Below are 18,168 nucleotides of genomic sequence, written 5' to 3' on the forward strand. Positions count from 1 at the left end.
CGTGCGATGCGCCCTGAACATCGCGCTCGCCTGGCCTTAACGCAGTGCACGTTTCGGCGGGTCCGCATGCGGGCCGGCGAGCCACCATCCTTCACTTCACCTGGTTCGCGGTCCATTTAAGGTGTGCCGTCGTGCGCAGGCGCACCAGCTAGGGAGCCGACACCATGATGTCCGACGCGAGCAACCGCCGCAGGCCGAACCGCTGGTGGCCGGCGCTGGTCGGTACCGTGGTCGTACTGCTGGGCCTGGTGCTCGCCTGTGGTGGCGGCTGGCTGCTGCTCCTGGGCGGTTCCTGGTACTACCTGGTCGCGGGCCTCGGGCTGATCGTTGCCGGCGTCTTGCTGATTCGCGGCCGCATGGCCGGCGCATGGTGGTACGCCGGCGTGCTGCTGCTCACCTTCGCCTGGAGCGGGTACGAATCCGGTCTCGACTACTGGCGCTGGGTGCCGCGTGCCGGACTGCTGACAGCGCTCGGCATCGTGGTCGCCCTGCTGGCGCCCGGGCTCGACCGCGGAATTTCACGCCGCGCCGGCTGGAGCGCGGCCGGCGTGCTGGTGCTGGTGTTCGTGGTGGCGTTCGCGCTGGCGTTCGTGCCGCGCGGGATCACCCGCGGCGGCGACGTACCGGCGGCCGCCGCGGTCGCCGCCGCCGACACGATCGATGCGGACGCTTTCGTCCAGGCGGCCGACGCGCCGGCCGCCGGGGACTGGGCCGCCTACGGCCGCGACAACGCCGCCACCCGCTTCACGCCATTGGCGCGCATCACCCGGGACAACGTCTCGCGCCTCGAACGCGTCTGGGAATACCGCACCGGCGACCTGCCGAACCGCCGCTGGGGCGCCGAGACCACGCCGCTGAAGGTCGGCGACAGCCTCTACCTGTGCTCGGCGCGCAACATCCTGATCGCGCTCGACGCGCGCAGCGGCCGGGAACGCTGGCGCTACGACCCGGAGGTGCCGAACGAGTACATCCCCTACACCGCCGCCTGCCGCGGCGTGACGTACTACACGGTGCCCCCAGCGCCGGTGCCGGAGCCGGCCGAGGACACCGCGCCGACCATCCCCGGACTGGTCTCCGAGGCCGAGACCGACGCCGGCGCCAACCTCGAACCTGCCGCGGATCCCGAGCCGACCGCGGCGGTGGAGCCGGTCGCCGACGGCGTCTGCGCCACCCGCATCATCGAGGGCACCCTTGACGGCCGCCTGATCGCGGTCGACGCGCGGACCGGCACCCCCTGCCCCGGCTTCGGTGACAACGGCGAGGTCGACATCACCGTCGGCATGGGCAAGACGCCGCCGGGCTATGTCTCCATCACCTCGCCGCCGACCATCGTGCGCGACGTGATCGTCACCGGGCACCAGGTGCTCGACGGCCAGCAGCGCGACATGCCGTCCGGGGTGATCCAGGGCTTCGACGCCGTCACCGGCGAGCTGCGCTGGGCCTGGGACATGGTTCGCCCGGACCGCTCCGGGCGTCCGCCCGAAGGCGAGACCTACACCCGCGGCACGCCGAACATGTGGACCACCGCATCCGGCGACGAGCGCCTGGGCCTGGTCTACCTGCCGATGGGCAACGCCGCCGCCGACTACCTCAGCGCCGACCGCAGCGCCGCCGAGAACGAGTACTCGACCTCGCTGGTGGCGCTGGACGTGACCACCGGCAAGCCGGCGTGGCACTTCCAGACCGTGCACGTCGACGTCTGGGACTACGACCTCGGCTCGCAGGGCACGCTGGTCGATTTCCCGTCGGCCGACGGCCCGGTGCCGGCGCTGGTGCTGCCGACCAAGCAGGGCGACCTCTACGTGCTCGACCGCCGTACCGGCCAGCCGCTGACCGGCGTGGAGGAACGCCCGGTGCCGCAGGGCGGCGTGGAACCGGACCAGCGCTCGCCGACGCAGCCGTTCTCGCGCTTCCACACCCTGCGCAAGCCCGACCTCACCGAGCGCGACATGTGGGGCATCAGCCCGATCGACCAGCTGGTCTGCCGCATCGGCTTCCGCCGCGCCAGCTACCAGGGCATCTATACGCCGCCCACCACCGAGCGCCATTGGATCCAGTACCCGGGCTACAACGGCGGCTCCGACTGGGGCGGGATCGCAATCGATCCGCAGCGCGGGGTGATCATCGCCAACTACAACGACATGCCCAACCACAATCGCCTGGTGCCGCGCGAGGAGGTCGAACGCCGCGGCTGGCTGACGCGCGCGGAAATGGACCCGGGCGAGGACGAGGGCGGCGCGGAGGGCGGCGGCGACCCGCAGGTCGGCACCGACTACGGCATCGAGGTCAACGCCGGCTGGCGCATGCATACCACCAAGCTGCTGTGCAAGCAGCCGCCGTACGGGGGCATCCGCGCGATCGCGCTGGACGACGGCCGCACGCTCTGGGACCGTCCGTTCGGCACCGCGCGCGCGAACGGTCCGTTCGGCATCCGCTCCGGGCTGCCGATCGTCATCGGCACGCCCAACAACGGCGGCGCCGCGGTGACGGCGGGCGGGCTGATCTTCATCGCCTCGGCCACCGACGACCTGATCCGCGCGATCGACATCGAGACCGGGGAAACCCTGTGGCAGGACGCGCTCCCCGCCGGCGGCCAGGCCGGCCCCGCCGTCTACGAGGTCGACGGCCGCCAGTACCTGGTGATCATGACCGGCGGCCACCATTTCATGGAGACGCCCGCCGGCGACCAGGTGATCGCCTACGCAATCCCGCAGCCCGGGGAAACTCCGCGCTAGAGCAAATTCGCATCAGGTGTTTACACATGTCGCGAGATTCTCCCCCGCTTCGGGGCGAGACCACGCGCGCGCCATCGGCGCGCGCGTGGTCGAGCGCCCGCTCTGAGGCGCGGGCCGGGGCGCGGAATCGGGATGAGGCACTCTTGCGAAACATCAAAAGCGCCCTCGTCCGCCCCGCCTAAGCATTCGGAGGCAGGCGCTTCGGACACCCCCGACTAAAGCACTCGGGGGCAGGCTCTTCTCCAGCAAGCGGGAGTAAGATCTGCCAACACTTGCGCCAAGACTGCGCTAGCCGACGTCGTCCTGCGGCGTGATGTCCGCCGCCCACTGCAGCGCCGTCTGCTGGTCGCCGGGCGCGAAGGTGCGGATCTCGGTGCCCGGAAAGAACTTGCCGGCGAATTCCGACACCTTGCCCAGCCAGTTCTTGTCGGTGATCACCGCGCCACGGGCAAACCGGTCGTACTCGCCGAACTTGCCCAGGGCATAGCGCAGGTCCTTGCCCAGCGCCGCTGCGGTCATTCCGGTGAATCCGCTCATGTCAACGTAGAGTCCGATGCGGCGGTACTCGGCCAGGCGCGCCTCGATGTAGGCGATGCAGCGATCGTAGTCATCGCCGTCGAGCTGGCCGCTGAAGTGGAAGGCGGCGACATGCGGCGGCGCCGGCAGGATCTCGATCATGGGGATGCTCCCGTTCGAAAGTCCGACCCTAGCGCGGGCGCCGTGGCGGCGGCGTCAAGCGCCCGGCGCAGCATCGCGCCAGGCAGCCCCTTTCCGTCGCGGCGGGCATCATTCGTAGGAGCGTGCCATGCGCGCGATGCCGCGGGCACTTCTCCGCCATTGGATTCCGGCCATCGGTGCGCTTTCCGGCCCGCTGCACGATCGCCGATCGCCGCGACTGGATACACCCGCGGCATCGCGCGCATGGCGCGCCCCTACAGGCAGACCGATCGCGGCGGTCGACGCCCCGGACCTAGGAGAACAAGGGCTCCTGTTGCAACGCCCCCTCCAACTGCAGCAGGTACTGCTTGGTCGGCAGGCCGCCGCCGAAGCCGGTGAGCGAGCCGTCGGCACCGATCACGCGGTGGCACGGCAGCACGATCGGAAGCGGGTTGCGGCCGTTGGCGGCGCCGACCGCACGCGATGCGCTCGGACGGCCGACGCGCGCGGCGAGTTGCGCATAGCTCACCGTTTCGCCGTACGGGATCTCCGCCAGCGCATGCCAGACCGTCCGCTGAAACTCGGTGCCCTGCGGCGCCAGCGGCAACGCGAACGTGCGCCGCCTGCCGTCGAAATAGGCCTGCAGCTGCTTGCGTGCCTCGCGCAGCAGCCGGTGATCGCCCTCGCGCCAGTCGACCCCGCGCTTCACCGGGTGCCTGGCGGCGTGGAACTCGATGGCATGCATCCCGGCGTCGGAGGCCGCCAGCAGCAGCGGACCGACGGGACTGTCGAACCGGGTGTGGAAGATGGTCATCTCGGTGCTCTCCTCGTTCGGTGGATGCCGCCTGCGGCACGCTCAGGCCGCGCGCGCGCGGCGTGCCGCGGTGGGCCGCGGGGCCATGGCATCGCGCCACAGCTGGATCACCGCATAGCCGCGCCAGGGTCGCCAGGCATCGGCATGGGCACGCAGCGCCTTCGCGCTCAGGCGGCTGCCGTCGCCCGGCAAGGCCCGCTGCAATACCAGGTCCTCGGCCGGGAACGCATCGGGATGCCCGAGCGCCCGCAGCGCGATGTAATGCGCGGTCCACGGCCCGATCCCGGGCAGCGCCGTCCAGCGTTCGACGAACTCCTCGAGCGTGGCTTCCGCGCGGAAATCCACGCGCCCGTCGAGCAGCGCCCGGGCGATGCCGCGAACGGTCTCGGCGCGCGCACGGGTCAGCCCGAGGCTGCCCAGGTCGGCCTCCGCCAATGCTTCCGGCAGGGGAAACAGGTGCAGCAGGCCGCGCGCGGCGAAGGCCTCGGGCAGCGGCGTCCCCAGGCGCTGCGCCAGTCGTGCGGTCAGCGTGCGCGCGGCGGCGACGCTGACCTGTTGCCCGATCACCGCGCGCACCGCGATCTCGAATCCGTCCCAGCCGCTGGGAATACGCAGCCCCGGGCGCTTGCGCAACAGCGGGCGCAGCCGCGCGTCGCTGCGCAGGGCCGCGGCGATCGTGTGCGGGTCCGCATCCAGGTCGAACATCCGCCGCAGGCGGTTGACGATCTGCAGCAGCGCCGCCGGCTGGCCGCCGTGCAGTTCCAGCTTAAGTGCGTGGCCGCGCTCGTTGCCGGTGGCGGGCCCGGGCCATGCGCTCACCCGCAGCCAGCCCGGCGCCTCCGCCGGCCCGAACATGCGCGTGTAGCTGCTCGCGTCCACCACCTCCACGCCCGGCAGCGCGCGCCCGCGCAGGAAATCCAGCATCGCCACGAAGTCGTAAGGCGGACGGTAGTGCAGGCGCAGGGTCAGGGCGTCGCCATCGGCAACGACGGTGCGCTTGCGCAGATCACGCGGGGCCATGGCATAGGCCTCGCGGAAACTGGTGTTGAAGCGGCGCAGGCTGCCGAAGCCTGCCGCCAGTGCGACCTGGGTGATCGGCAATGAGGTCTCGGTCAGCAGCTGCTTGGCGAACAGCAGCCGGCGCGTGCCGTGCACGCCGATCGGCGGCGCCCCCAGGCGCTCGACGAACAGGCGCCGCAGCTGTCGCTCGCCGATGTGCACACGCGCCGCCAGCGCTGCCAGCGGCTGATCGGCGAGCATGCCCTGGTCGATCAGCTTCAGCGCCCGCGCCACCAGTTCATCGCCGCGCCGCCAGGTGCCGTCCGCGGGCGACAGCTCCGGGCGACAGCGCAGGCAGGGCCGGAATCCGGCCGCCTCGGCCGCGGCGGCGCTGGCGTAATAGGTCACGTTGCGCGGCTTCGGCGCGGGCGCCGGGCACACCGGTCGGCAATAGATCCCGGTGCTGGTGACCGCGGTGAAGAACAGTCCGTCGAACCGCGGATCGCGGCTCATGCGCGCCTGTTCGCAGACGTGGGGATCGGGAAGGGCGGAGAGCGTCGGCATGGGCGCAGACTAGCACCGGCCATGCGGCCGAACTGGCCGTTTTCGGACATGGATGCCGGTTGCGTTCGGTCGCGGCCGCTCCGACGCCAGGGCTGGTCGACGTTCGCTTCCCATGCCCGCTGCTCTGTAGGAGGGGCTTCAGCCCCGACCCCGGGACACGCGCGGCGCGCGAAAATACCCGCGCGCGCAGCTCCGGACCGGCACCGTGCGCTCCTTGTTGCCTCGCCGCGATGTCCGGCAGGTCGAGGCTGAAGCCCCTCCTACAGGGGTCGACGGAGAGCGTGCATGTCGATAAGCCCAACGGGAGCGAGCGACGGCAGTCGCGACAGCCATCCGGCGCCCCCACGGCATCAGGCCGGTTCCGGGCGCGGTGCAGGAACCCGGACGCCTATGGCCGACGCAGCGCCGGCGCCAACGTCTCCGGATCGCCGTCGTTCGGCGCCGGCTCGACACCGAGCAGCCGCGCCAGCAGCGCGTAGACGTCGACATTGTCGAACGCCGGCAGGGTGACGCCGCTGCGGAATGCCGGGCCCTGCGCGATGAAGATCGCGCGCATCGACGGCAGCGCGGGATCGAATCCGTGCGAGCCGCGCATGCCGCCGGGCCGTCGCGCCAGGGACTCGCGCGGGATCGCATCCCAGCCTTCGTGCATCTGGCACACGATCGGCGGAATCCGCGGGTGGCTGCCGTAGTGCCAGCGCGCCGGCAGCTCGTGCTTGCGCCAGCAGTCGTAGCGATCGTGCGCACCGAGCAGCGCCGCCTCGGCCTGTGCCTGGCGCTCCGGCCGCGGGCGGAATCCGAGCACCTGGCCATGGCTGATCGCCTCCGCGTCGATGGGATCGACCATGTCCTCCACCGCCACCACCTGCCCCTCCGGCACTTCGGCCATGCCGTGGTCGGAAACGACGACCAGGTTCACCCGCTGCTGCAGGCCGCCTTCGGCGATGCCCGCGAGCAGTCGCCCGATCGCGGCGTCGACCTCGCGCAGGGTCGCGCGCAACTGCGCCGAACGCGGCCCGTGCGCGTGTCCGGCGCTGTCGGGATGTTCGAAGTACAGCGTCGCCAGGCGCGGACGCGTGGCGTTCGGTTCCGCCAGCCAGCCGAGCACGCGCGCCACCCGCTCGTCCATCGACAGGGTGGCGTCGAACAGGTTCCAGCGCGTCGGCCGCACGCCCTGCACGGGCGCCTCGCTGCCGGGCCAGAACAGCGTCGCGGTGGGCAGGCCGGCATTCTCGGCGGTGACCCACAACGGCTCGCCCTGCCACCAGGCGGTGTTGCCGACGGCATCGCGATCGCTGAGCCGAAACCAGCCCAGCGCGTCCGTCTGCATGGTGTTGTGAATCAGCCCGTGCCGGTCCGGCCGCAACCCGGTGACCAGCGTGTAGTGGTTGGGAAAGGTGAGCGAGGGATAGGAAGGGCGCATCCATTGCGCGCGCACGCCCTCGCGCGCCATGCGATCGAGGTGGGGAGTGTCGCCGCGACCGAGCATGTCCGGGTGCACGCCGTCGAGCGAGACCAGCAGCAGGGTCGGCCTGGCGTCCGCGACCGTCGCCGGTAACGTCGGCGGCGAGGAGGCGCAGGCGGCGAGCAGCAGCCACAGCGGAACGAAGAGGAGGGGGTGCAGGCGTGACATGGGCGCGCATGATACGGCGCCTTCATGACAGCCGCGTCCGGGCCCCATGCCGCCGCCCACCATGGATGACGGCGCTCTGAACGGGCGGACCGTTAGGCACGTGCCCGCCACCGCACGCAGGCGTATTCTCGACGCAGTGGCAACCTGCCACGCATCCGGACGAGGTCTCGCCATGACACGTGTTCTGATCGCCGGCATGCTGCTCGGATTCGCCTTCGCCGCTGCTGCGCAGGACGTCGAGCCCGAGGAGCAGGCGGCATCCACCCGTACAGATCGCGCCAAGGCTTCCGAACCGTTCTGCATCCGCGAAACCGGCTCGCGCGTGATCGCCCACCGCAACGCCCGTACCAAGAAGGAGCGCGCCGACTGCGTGGCGTCGGGCGGCCGTGTGTACACGCGCGAAGACATCGAGAGTACCGGCTCGGTCGATCTTGTCGACGCGCTGCGGCGGCTGGATCCGTCGATCCGCTGAAGCGCAACGCGAGAAACGAGTGAAGAGGAGTGAGAAACGAGCAGGAGCGCTCTTCTCTCGTTTCCCACTCCGCGGCGGCATCGCCGCCGCCCACTCACTCCTGTGCCGCGCCGGATCGGTTTTGGCGCAGCATGACCATGCCGGCGCGCACCTCGACCGCCACCGCGCGCAGCGCCTCTCCCCGGCAGGGCCCGGCCACGCATTGGCCGGCCGCCAGTTCGAAGCTGGCACCGTGGGCCGCGCACACCAGCAGGCCGTCCTTCGATTTCAGGAACTGCCCGGGCGCCCAGTCGAGCCGTCGGCCGGCATGCGGGCAGACGTTGAGCCAGGCACGCGCGGTGTCGCCGTCGCGATACAGCAGCAACGATTCGGGGACCCCGTCGACCACCGCTTCGACCTCGCCGAAACCGCCGTCGGCAATCTGCGCGAGTGCGACCAGCGGCACGCCTGCCGGCGCTTGATTTAACGAAGTCATTACATTCAGAGGCGGTTGGCGGCCGATACTGTCGGCATCGGCTCGATGCCGCATTGTCTCACGCACGTCATCACGTTCCGCGCGCCTGCCATTGGTTCGCGCGCCCTCCTAATTCGGGAAGCAATGATCTCCAACTTCTTCAACACCTTGCACCTGCGCTACCGCGCCTCCGGCGTCTCCGCGGTCTTTTCGCCGCGCAAGCCGCGCCACCCGCTGTTGCGACTGGCGTTCGGGCTGCTCGGCCTGGCGCTGCTGGCCGTGTTGCTGGTCTTCGGCGTCGTCATCGGCGCCGTCATGCTGACGGCGGGCCTGGCGATGCGCCTGCTGCGCCGACCCGAGCAACCGGATGCCGGGCGCCGGCGTCATGGCGCGCTCGACGGCGAATTCCGCATCATCGACAAGCCCCTGCTGCGCTGAGGTTTCTCCCATGACCGACGTGGTTCCGGCGCCCGCGGTGCCGCGCATCGCGGTGCGCGGTGGCGGCACCTTTCCGGTGCGACGCATCTATTGCGTCGGCCGCAACTTCGCCGACCACGCACGGGAGATGGGCGCGCAGGCGCCGGCCTCGCCGGAGACCCGTGGGCAGCCAGTGTTCTTCATGAAGCCGGCCGATGCGATCGTCACCGACCGCAACGTGCCCTACCCGCCCGCTACCCGCGATCTGCATCACGAGGTCGAACTGGTGGTGGCGCTCGGCGCCGATGCGCCCGACGGCGACGACCTGGCCCTGGAGCGCGCGCAGGCATTGGTGTTCGGCTATGGCATCGGCCTGGACCTGACCCGCCGCGACCTGCAGGCCGCGGCCAAGGCCAAGGGCCTGCCCTGGGACACCGCCAAGGGCTTCGACCACTCCGCGCCGGTCAGCCGGCTGGTCGCGGCCGCCGAGTTCGGCGACCTCGGCGACCACACGCTGTCGTTGCAGGTCAACGGCGAGATCCGCCAGCGCTCGCGTCTCGATGCGATGATCTGGAGCGTGCCGGAGATCCTGCACGAACTGTCGAAGCTGTACGCGCTTCGCGCCGGCGACCTGGTGTTCATGGGCACCCCGGCCGGCGTCGCCGCCCTGCGGCCCGGCGACCGCTGTCACGCGGCACTCGACGACGTCATCGCACTGGACTGCGAGATCGTCCCTGCCCGGGTATAGTCGGCGCGTCCACCACCTGGAGACTGCGGCATGGGCATGGTTTCGGAATTCAGGGAATTCGCGATGCGCGGCAACGTCGTCGACCTCGCGGTCGGGGTCGTGATCGGTGCCGCGTTCGGCAAGATCGTCACCGCGCTGGTCGACCAGATCATCATGCCGCCGCTCGGGCTGCTGATCGGAGGCGTCGACTTCAGCGACCTGGTCATCACCTTGCGCGAGGCTACGATCGATGCCGCGGGCGAGACGGTCCCGGCGGTGGTGATCGGGATCGGCGAGTTCCTCAACGTGCTGCTACAGTTCGTCATCGTCGCCTTCGCCATCTTCCTGGTGGTCAAGGGCATCAACCGCCTCAAGCGCAAGCAGCAAGCGGAGGAGGCGCCGCCCGAGGCGACGCCGGAAGACGTGCTGCTGCTGCGCGAGATCCGCGATTCGCTGAAACAGACGTCGTAGCGTCATCGACATGCACGAACGCCGTTGCCGGCGCTCGCGACGTGGCGCGGCGGAGTCGTACCGCCCGGCGTCCACCACCGGAGCCGCGGCTGATAAGCTCGCGGCTTCGTTTTTTTGCCGCCGGAGTTCTTCCATGCGTTTCGCGTCGCTGGTCCTCGCCCTCGCCCTTGTCGCACCTGCCAACGCACAGCAGCAGACTCGAATCCCCGACGACGCGCTCACCCACGCGGCGCAGCTGCGCGAGCAGGCGCTGGCCGACGACACCGGCTGGAAGCTGATCGAATCGTTGACCACCGAAATCGGGCCGCGCCTGCCCGGTAGCGACGCGGACGCACGCGCGGTGGCCTGGGCCGAGAAGAAGTTCGCCGAACTCGGCTTCGACCGCGTCTGGACCGAGCCGGTCACCTTTCCGGCATGGCAGCGGCGCAGCGAGCAGGCGCAGGTGCTCGGTGCGAACGCGCAACCGTTGCTGGTCACCGCGCTCGGCGGCAGCCCGGGCGGCGAGGTCGAGGCCGAAATCGTGCGCTTCGCCGATTTCGCCGCGCTCGAGGCCGCGCCCGAAGGCTCGCTGGCCGGCAAGATCGCGTTCCTCGACTACCGCATGGCGCGTACCCGCGACGGCAGCGGCTATGGCGATGCCGGGCCGATCCGCGGCCGCGGACCTTCCGTGGCCAGCAGCAAGGGCGCGGCCGGCTACCTGATGCGCTCGATCGGCACCAGTCCGCATCGGGTGGCGAACACCGGCATGACCCGCTTCGCCGACGGCGTCGAGCCGATTCCCGCGGCGGCGCTGTCGCTGATCGATGCCGACCAACTCGGGCGCCTGCTCGAGCGCGGCCCGGTGCGGGTGCGGCTGGCGCTGGACTGCGGCTGGGACGGTGAATACACCTCGCAGAACGTGATCGGCGAAATCACCGGACGCGAATCGCCGGAACAGGTGGTGGCGATCGGCGGGCATCTCGATTCCTGGGACCACGGCACCGGCGCGGTCGACGACGCGTCGGGGATCGGCATCACCATGGCCGCGGGGCACCTGATCGGCCGGCTGCCACAGAAACCGAAGCGCAGCATCCGCGTGATCGCGTTCGCCAACGAGGAACAGGGCCTGATCGGCGCGCGCCAGTACGCCGAGCGCCACGCCGACGAGATCGCCGAGCATGTGATCGCCGCAGAGAGCGACTTCGGCGCCGGCCGGATCTACGGCTTCAACACCAGCGCACCCGACCACGCCAAGGCCGCCACCCGGCAGATCGCCGCGGCGCTGGCGCCGCTGGGGATCGAATACATGCCGGGAGAAGGCGGCCCCGGCCCGGACTTCATCCCGCTGTCGCAGGCCGGCGGCGCCTGGGCGTGGCTGGCGCAGGACGGCACCGAATACTTCGACCTGCACCACAACGCCGACGACACCCTGGACAAGGTCGATTCCGCGGCGGTGGCGCAGAACGTCGCGGCCTACGCGGTGTTCGCGTACCTGGCGGCGGAGGCGGAAGGCGATTTCGGCAGCGCGGCCGGCGCGTCGCAGGCACCCGCCGAGTAAGCTGCGGCAGGTGGCGCCGGCGGTCCGCCGGCGCCACCGCCGATCCGAGCCATCACGCCCGAACGAAGATGCCCCAGCGCAATCGCCCCACCGGTGCTGCCGTAACCATCCTGGACGTCGCCAGGCACGCCGGCGTGTCGCCGATGACCGTTTCGCGGGTGATCAACGATCACCCTTACGTCGGCGATACCATGCGCGAGCGCGTGCTGGCCTCGGTCAAGACGCTCGGCTATCGCCCCAACCTGGCGGGACGCTCGCTGCGCACCTCCGGTACCGCACGCATCGGCGTGCTGTACAGCAATCCCAGCGCCGCCTATCTCAACCAGTTCATGCTCGGCATCCTGGAACAGAGCAGCCTCAGCGGCAGCCAGGTGCTGATCGAGAAGTGCAGCGGCATCCGCAGCCAGCGCGCGGCGACCGGGCGCCTGCTCGAAGCCGGTGTCGACGGGGTGATCCTGCCGCCGCCGCTGTGCGACTCGCGGCGGACCATCGGTGAGCTCGACGCGACCCGAATTCCGGTCGTGGCCGTGGCCACCGGCGCGCCGATGGAGGGCGTCACCTCGGTGCGGATCGACGACTACCAGGGCGCCCGCGCGATGACCCGTTACCTGCTCCAGCTCGGGCACCGCCGCATCGGCTTCATCAAGGGCGACCCCAAGCACACGCCCACCACGCTGCGTGCCGCGGCGTTCTTCGACGCCATGGCCGAGGCCGGCATCGAGGTCCCGCCCGACCACGTCGCCCAGGGCATGTTCACCTATCGCACCGGGCTCGCGGCCGCCGCGCAGCTGCTCGCGCTGCGACCGCGCCCGACCGCCATCTTCTCCAGCAACGACGACATGGCCGCGGCCGCCATGTCGGTCGCCCACGGCATGGGGCTGCACGTGCCCGACGACCTGACCGTCACCGGCTTCGACGACACGCCGGTGGCGACGACGATCTGGCCGGAGCTGACCACCGTGCACCAGCCGGTGGCCGCCATGGGCCGTTCCGCGGTCACGCTGATGCTCGACGAGATCCGCCGCAAGCGCGACGGCCGGCCCAAGGCCAATACCCATCAGGTGATGAAGTTCACCCTGGTCAAGCGCCAATCGTCTTCGCCGCCACGCCGCCGCTGACATCCCGCTCTTCGCCACGCATTCGGCGTCGCGCCGTGCGCATGACGGGACGTATGGTAACCTTACCAGAAAGGCTGCCCGTGGCCGCTCCGGACCTCGCGCGCCGGGCCCGGGCAACCGGTTCACGCCCTTTTTCGGAGCGCATGCATGACCCATCGCGAGTACGTCGCCGGCCGTCTGCTACCGGACTTCGAGTCCCGCGAGTTCCTGCTCAACCACGTCGCCGCCACCATGCGCTTCTATCACCCGCGCTGCATCGATCCGGCGGGCGGATTCTTCCACTTCTTTCGCGACAACGGTGACATCTACGACCGCGGTACGCGGCACCTGGTCAGCAGCACGCGCTTCGTCTTCAATTATTCGATGGCCTGGCAGGCGTTCGGCGACGATGCCTATCGCGCGGCCGTGCGCCATGGCATCGACTACCTGCGCCGCGCGCACCGTGATCCCGCCACCGGCGGCTATGCCTGGGAATTGCGCGACGGCGTCGCGACCGACGCCACCAATCATTGCTACGGCCTCGCCTTCGTCGTCCTCGCCTATGCCAAGGCGATCGAGGTCGGCATCAGGCCGGCGGCGAAATGGCTGGAGGAAACCTGGGAACTGATGGAGCGCCGCTTCTGGGATCCGCGCCACGGCCTGTACGCGGACGAGGCTTCGCCGGACTGGAGCGTGCTGTCGCCCTACCGCGGGCAGAACGCCAACATGCACGCCTGCGAGGCCTGGCTCGCCGCTTATGAAGCCACGCGCGAACCGCGCTACCTCGAACGCGCGGCACTGCTGGCCGACAACATGGTCAACCGCCAGGCCGCGCTCGCCGGCGGCCTGGTCTGGGAGCACTACCGTCCCGACTGGACCGTGGACTGGGACTACAACCGCGGCGACCGCAGCAACATCTTTCGGCCCTGGGGCTTCCAGCCGGGCCACCAGACCGAGTGGGCCAAGCTGCTGCTGATCCTCGACCGCCACGCGCCGGCCGGATGGTACCTGCCGCGCGCGCAGGCGCTGTTCGACCGCGCCCTGGACATGTCCTGGGACGCCAGGCACGGCGGCATGGTCTACGGCAACGACCGCGACGGCGAATTCTACGACGACGACAAATACTTCTGGGTCCAGGCCGAGTCGATCGCCGCCGCCGCCCTGCTGGCGCAGCGCACCGGCGAGCCGCGCTACCGCGACTGGTACCGGCGCCTTTGGGAATACAGCTGGATGCATTTCGTCGACCACCGCCATGGCGCGTGGTTCCGCATTCTCTCGCGCGACAACCGCAAGTACGACGACCTGAAGAGCCCCGCCGGCAAAACCGACTATCACACCATGGGCGCCTGCCACGAAGTGCTGCGGGCGATGTAGCCACCACCCGAGATCCCCCGTGACCTCCTCTCTTGATCGCATCTTGCCGATCGACGCTGGACGCCCGGTTAGACGCGGATAAAGCGCACTTTTTTTGATCGTTTGATCCGTGTCCAAAGAAGACTTTTTTAAAGATGGTCCGTGAACGGGAGGGAGCGATCCGCGGCAGCCCTTTTCCGCAGGCGAGCTCGCTCCCTCGGAACGGCCGGGGACCGCGGTGCGATCCACATCACCGAATCCGGCCGCCCAGGATGGGAGCAGCGCCAACAAAATGGCTGCGCCGGTAAAGCGCAGCCAAAGGTCCGGGGGGAGATGTCGGGCCGAGCGGCCCGGCCGGATCGCACCGCGCCGTGCGGGCGTAGCGGCGCCAATTCGCGCGGCCCGCCGCCATGCAGGACGACGGGTCGCGTGCAAGCGTCAGAACCGCAAGCGGACACCGGCGTAGTAGCGGCGCTCGTAGATGTTCTGGTCGAAGTAGTGGTTGCTCCACTGCGCGTAGCGGCGCTCGTTCTCGCCGGTCAGGTTGGTGCCCTGCACGTATAAAGTCAGATACGGAGTGACGTCGTAGCTGAAGGATGCATCCAGATAGCCGACGCTGTCGTTCCAGATGCCGAGCTTGTCGCCCCAGGCGGAGGTGTCCAGCCGGACAAAGCGCTTGCTGCGCCAGTTGTAGGCCACCCGCGCCTGGATCCTGTCCTTCTGGTACCAGAGGACGGCGTTGGCCTGGTGCTTGGAGTTGTCGCCGATCGGCAGGGTGTTGCCTTCGATGTCGTCGCCGCTGGTGTCGGCGTCCGAATAGGTGTAGTTGAGATTGGCGCCGAATCCGCTCCACCAGCCCGGCAGGAAGTCGAACGCCTGCTGGTAACCGGCCTCGAAACCCTTGATGGTGCCGCCGCCGCCATTGACGATGCGAGACACCGGGCCGCCGTCGCGGACCACGCCGTCGCTGTCGGGCAGCAGTTCGATCCGGGTCACACTCTCGGGGAACGACTCCACGTCGATCAGGAACACGCCGGAATTGAGTAGCGAGGCGTCGGCGAAATACCATTCCCAAGACGCGTTGTAGTTGCTGGCCCGGAACGGTTCCAGGTCGGGATTGCCGGAGCGTCCGCTGCCGAAGATCGCGAGGTCGTCCGGCAGGTCCGGATGCCGGCCGCTGTTCGCGGAATAGAACACCACCAGTCCGCGACCCAGGTCCGGGAGGTTCTGGCGCGCGACCGCCTTGTTGTAGGCGAAGCGGAGCTTCTGCTCGTCCGAAATATCGAACGCGATATTGGCCGAGGGCAGCACGTCGGTGTACTGGTTGATGATGCGATTGACGCCCAGCGCGGGATTGACCCCGTTCCAGTCGTGGCTGCCGATGAAGTTTTCGCCCTCCACGACGAACTGGTCGATCAGCAGCCGGGTCTGCACGATGCGCGCCCCGAGATTCGCGTGCCACGGAATCCCGTTGCTGCCGGTGCTGCCCTCGAGGTTGGCCATGAAATAGAGCGACGAGTTCTTCTCGGTGACCTTGTACGAATCCGGCGCGTGGGTGTAGGCGACATTGCCGGGATACAGGCTGTCCAGGTAGGCGACGGGGTCCTTCATCACGTCGGGATCGATCGCCGGCAGGCCCTGGCCGCCAAGGCCGCCGACCGTGAGCGGATCGAAATCGTTGAAGTAGGTCCAGTAGTCCGGGATCGAATCGAACGGCAGGATCCGCGCCTCGGAAAAGCCGGTGCAGGTGTCGCCGATCAGCGGATCCTTGAAGTAGTACAAGGCCAGGTTCGGGTCCGAACAAGGCCCCGGCGACACCGGCGACAGGTAGCGATAGGCGTCGTACTGGAAGTCGCGTTCGCCATAGCGGGCGCCGAACTGGAACGAACGCACCACCCCATTCTGGAATTCGAATACGCCGTCGGCGCTGAGCGCATCGAGATTGGCCTCGATCCTGTTTCCCTGCGCCCAGGTCGACATCAGCTGCCAGTTCTCCGGGTTGGAGACGTCGGTGATCATGTTCACGTTCGGGAACTCGCCGCGGAAGTCGATCGTCGCGGTGACCGTCTCCAGGCCGTTGGCGTTGGCCCATTGCGTGGTGCCGTCGGAGCGGGTGATCTGGTTGCCGCGGGTCGCCACCGCGTCCGCACGCGCCTCGTCGTACTGCCGCTCGGACTTGCCATGCACCCAGCGCAGCGAGCCGCGGAACGGCCCGCCGTCGTCGAAGCGCAGCTCCAGATTGGTGTTGAGCGCCTCGGACTCGCTCCTGCCGGCGAAGGAATGCGCCTGGAACCGGTCGTACACGAAGATGCCGTGCTCCAGCACGCCGTTCTCGTCCACGATCGAGCCGGGCTGCAGCTGATCGGTCTTCCAACTCGTGTGCAGCTGGGCCGCGACCGAGGTGTCGACGTTGTCCATCTTGGTATAGGCCGCATCGCCCAGCAGCGTCACCGAATCGGTAACATTGAACTGGAACGAACCGTTGACGCCGGTGCGCTCGCGTTCCGTCTTGCGGTTCTCGAGCTCGGTGCCCACCCAGTTGTAGAAGTACTGTCGTGGCAGGTTTGCAGGATTGGTGTTGCATGCCCACCTCCCTGTCTCCGGATCGCGCTCGCCGATACCGATCTGCCCGTCTCCATTGAAATCCAATCCAATGGGAAGACCATCACCGTCGAGCGCACCAAGATCGCACTCGGTGGACTTCTGCGCGCCGCCGGTGAACACGCTGGGCCGCTTGTTCTCCAGCGTGGCCTCGGAACGCGACACGGTCAGCAGCGCGCCCCAGCGCTCGGTGCGGTAGCTGGCCAGGGCCGAGTACAGGTCGTTGACCTTCTCCACCCGGTCGCCGTAGGAACCTTCCGCCTGGCCGCTGAAGGTCCAGCCTTCCGGCAGGTCGAACGGGCGCCGGGTCCGCAGCGAGATGGTGCCGCTGATGCCGCCGTCCAGGTCGGCGGCCGTCGGCGACTTGATCACGTCCACGCCGCTGAACAGCGTCGGCGGGATGTCGACGAAGTCCGGCTGGGCGCCGCCGAGGTTCGGCTGGCCCCACTCGTCGCCGCCGCCGGCGCTCAGGTACAGCTCGCCGTTCATCGTGGTCTGCACCTGCGGCATCCCGCGGATGTTGACCTGCGCGCCCTCGCCCGCCGAACGCCGGATCTGCACACCGGTGACGCGCTGCAGCGAGTCGGTGATGGTCACGTCCGGCAGCTTGCCAATGTCCTCGGCCGAGATCGAGTCGAGGATCTGCGCGGCGTCGCGCTTGGTGTTGATCGCCTCTACCTGCGCATCGCGCACGCCGCGGACGATCACCCGGTCGAGTTCCACCGCCTCGCTTGCCGGATCGGGCGCGTTCTCCTGCGCCGCGGCAGGCGGCGCCACGGCCAGCATGAACAACGATGCGGCGATGGACAGCGCCAGCGGCGAAATGCGGTTCTTCGACAATGTCTTCATTGGACCCTCCAGCGAATGGCTTCTTCGATCGATTGCGCTTGCGGCAACATCGGATTTGGTGAAGCAACCTCGTTCTCTGTTAACGATACCTTCGAGGTACGCGTCATCCCTGGCCAGTCCCGGCGTGCGGCTTCAGGCCGGCAGCGTTGCCGGCGGCTGCGACGTCACCTGCCCGGCCATCTGCCGCGTCTGCACCGGCATTGCGGCGATGCCGGCTCGTAGCGGGTCGATGCGTCAGGCGGCGTTCGCGCCAGGGCGCCGACGCGCGCGGCGTCCAGCGTGGTGGCTCTCGCGGTCAAGCCGTCGATGCGTCCGGCGAAGTGCTGCGCGTCGTCCCACGGCTGCCGGTGCGCCCCTGGCAGCTGCGGCGCGATCGTCGAAGCGCTCGCGGGACCGGACGCGATACGGCGACCGGCCAGGGACAGGATCAGCCCGCCATCGCCCGCCGACGCGGCCAAGAAGTCCCATTGGCCGGGTTGCAATCGCGCGTTCGACGACAGCGCGCGAGCGGCGCGCCGCCAGAACCCGAGCCGCGACGCCGGCGCCAGGCATGCCGCGACACCCGCCGCGAACGCCGGGCCGCGCATGACGCACTGGAGCCGTTGCAGCATCAGAGACCCTCCCAAGCCCTTCTGCCTCAAGACCGCATGTCTTGGTCGTGCGGATCGCCGCGGCGATCCAGGTGCCGCCATGAATCTCGGTGACACCGGTTTCTGGTAACGTTATCCCAGGGTCTTGGCGATTTCAACACGACGGCTGCGAGCGGCCGCTTCCGGGAGGTCATCCGG

The 18,168-nt window shown here is 69.3% G+C and carries 15 protein-coding genes; 8 read left to right on the top strand and 7 right to left on the bottom strand.

All coding sequences use genetic code 11. The features are described 5' to 3' along the window. Nucleotides 1–167: 167 nt before the first annotated feature. Nucleotides 168–2,735, top strand: coding sequence for a membrane-bound PQQ-dependent dehydrogenase, glucose/quinate/shikimate family (locus FXO19_RS15710; protein ID WP_149196125.1), 2,568 nt, complete (start codon nt 168–170; stop codon nt 2,733–2,735). A 288-nt stretch (nt 2,736–3,023) separates the two neighbouring features. Here the strand turns inward: FXO19_RS15710 and FXO19_RS15715 are convergent, their stop codons facing one another. The 4 genes from FXO19_RS15715 to FXO19_RS15730 form a co-directional block, all read right to left on the bottom strand. Continuing rightward, nucleotides 3,024–3,413, bottom strand: a complete 390-nt coding sequence (locus FXO19_RS15715; RefSeq protein ID WP_149196062.1) for a SpoIIAA family protein — start codon at nt 3,411–3,413, stop codon at nt 3,024–3,026. A gap of 292 nt (nt 3,414–3,705) precedes the next feature. After that, nucleotides 3,706–4,206 (bottom strand): methylated-DNA--[protein]-cysteine S-methyltransferase, encoded by a 501-nt coding sequence (locus tag FXO19_RS15720; protein WP_149196063.1) that lies wholly within the window; start codon nt 4,204–4,206, stop codon nt 3,706–3,708. Nucleotides 4,207–4,248: 42 nt separating this feature from the next. Beyond that, on the bottom strand, nt 4,249–5,769 hold the full coding sequence (locus FXO19_RS15725) for a DNA-3-methyladenine glycosylase 2 family protein (protein WP_149196064.1): 1,521 nt from the start codon (nt 5,767–5,769) through the stop codon (nt 4,249–4,251). 388 nt (nt 5,770–6,157) lie between these two features. Further along, nucleotides 6,158–7,402 carry an alkaline phosphatase family protein gene (locus FXO19_RS15730; RefSeq protein ID WP_149196065.1) on the bottom strand — a complete coding sequence of 415 codons (1,245 nt, stop codon included), beginning with the start codon at nt 7,400–7,402 and terminating at the stop codon, nt 6,158–6,160. A 172-nt stretch (nt 7,403–7,574) separates the two neighbouring features. Here FXO19_RS15730 and FXO19_RS15735 point away from each other — a divergent pair, with 172 nt between their 5' ends. Next, nucleotides 7,575–7,874 (top strand): hypothetical protein, encoded by a 300-nt coding sequence (locus tag FXO19_RS15735; protein ID WP_149196066.1) that lies wholly within the window; start codon nt 7,575–7,577, stop codon nt 7,872–7,874. Between the two features lie 94 nt (nt 7,875–7,968). Here FXO19_RS15735 and FXO19_RS15740 read toward each other — a convergent pair whose 3' ends face one another. Further along, entirely contained in the window at nt 7,969–8,349 is a 381-nt protein-coding gene (locus tag FXO19_RS15740; RefSeq protein WP_149196067.1) for a Rieske (2Fe-2S) protein, read from the bottom strand. 123 nt (nt 8,350–8,472) lie between these two features. Between FXO19_RS15740 and FXO19_RS15745 the strand changes: the two genes are divergently transcribed. The 6 genes from FXO19_RS15745 (at nt 8,473) to FXO19_RS15770 (ending at nt 13,951) form a co-directional block, all read left to right on the top strand. After that, nucleotides 8,473–8,766, top strand: coding sequence for a hypothetical protein (locus tag FXO19_RS15745; RefSeq protein ID WP_149196068.1), 294 nt, complete (start codon nt 8,473–8,475; stop codon nt 8,764–8,766). 10 nt (nt 8,767–8,776) lie between these two features. Next, nucleotides 8,777–9,493, top strand: coding sequence for a fumarylacetoacetate hydrolase family protein (locus FXO19_RS15750; RefSeq protein WP_149196069.1), 717 nt, complete (start codon nt 8,777–8,779; stop codon nt 9,491–9,493). A 30-nt stretch (nt 9,494–9,523) separates the two neighbouring features. Then, nucleotides 9,524–9,943 (top strand): large-conductance mechanosensitive channel protein MscL, encoded by a 420-nt coding sequence (gene mscL, locus FXO19_RS15755; RefSeq protein WP_149196070.1) that lies wholly within the window; start codon nt 9,524–9,526, stop codon nt 9,941–9,943. Between the two features lie 133 nt (nt 9,944–10,076). Next, complete coding sequence (locus FXO19_RS15760; protein WP_149196071.1) at nt 10,077–11,480, top strand: M28 family peptidase; 1,404 nt, start codon at nt 10,077–10,079, stop codon at nt 11,478–11,480. A 68-nt stretch (nt 11,481–11,548) separates the two neighbouring features. After that, on the top strand, nt 11,549–12,598 hold the full coding sequence (locus FXO19_RS15765) for a LacI family DNA-binding transcriptional regulator (protein WP_149196072.1): 1,050 nt from the start codon (nt 11,549–11,551) through the stop codon (nt 12,596–12,598). A 147-nt stretch (nt 12,599–12,745) separates the two neighbouring features. Further along, on the top strand, nt 12,746–13,951 hold the full coding sequence (locus tag FXO19_RS15770; RefSeq protein WP_149196073.1) for an AGE family epimerase/isomerase: 1,206 nt from the start codon (nt 12,746–12,748) through the stop codon (nt 13,949–13,951). A 417-nt stretch (nt 13,952–14,368) separates the two neighbouring features. Here the strand turns inward: FXO19_RS15770 and FXO19_RS15775 are convergent, their stop codons facing one another. Next, on the bottom strand, nt 14,369–17,380 hold the full coding sequence (locus FXO19_RS15775; protein WP_149196074.1) for a TonB-dependent receptor: 3,012 nt from the start codon (nt 17,378–17,380) through the stop codon (nt 14,369–14,371). 164 nt (nt 17,381–17,544) lie between these two features. Continuing rightward, a complete protein-coding gene (locus FXO19_RS15780; RefSeq protein WP_149196075.1) occupies nt 17,545–17,967 on the bottom strand; it encodes a hypothetical protein in 423 nt (140 codons plus the stop codon). Between the last annotated feature and the right edge of the window lie 201 nt (nt 17,968–18,168).

The sequence above is a fragment of the Luteimonas suaedae genome, assembly GCF_008312895.1.
Lineage (GTDB): Bacteria > Pseudomonadota > Gammaproteobacteria > Xanthomonadales > Xanthomonadaceae > Luteimonas > Luteimonas suaedae.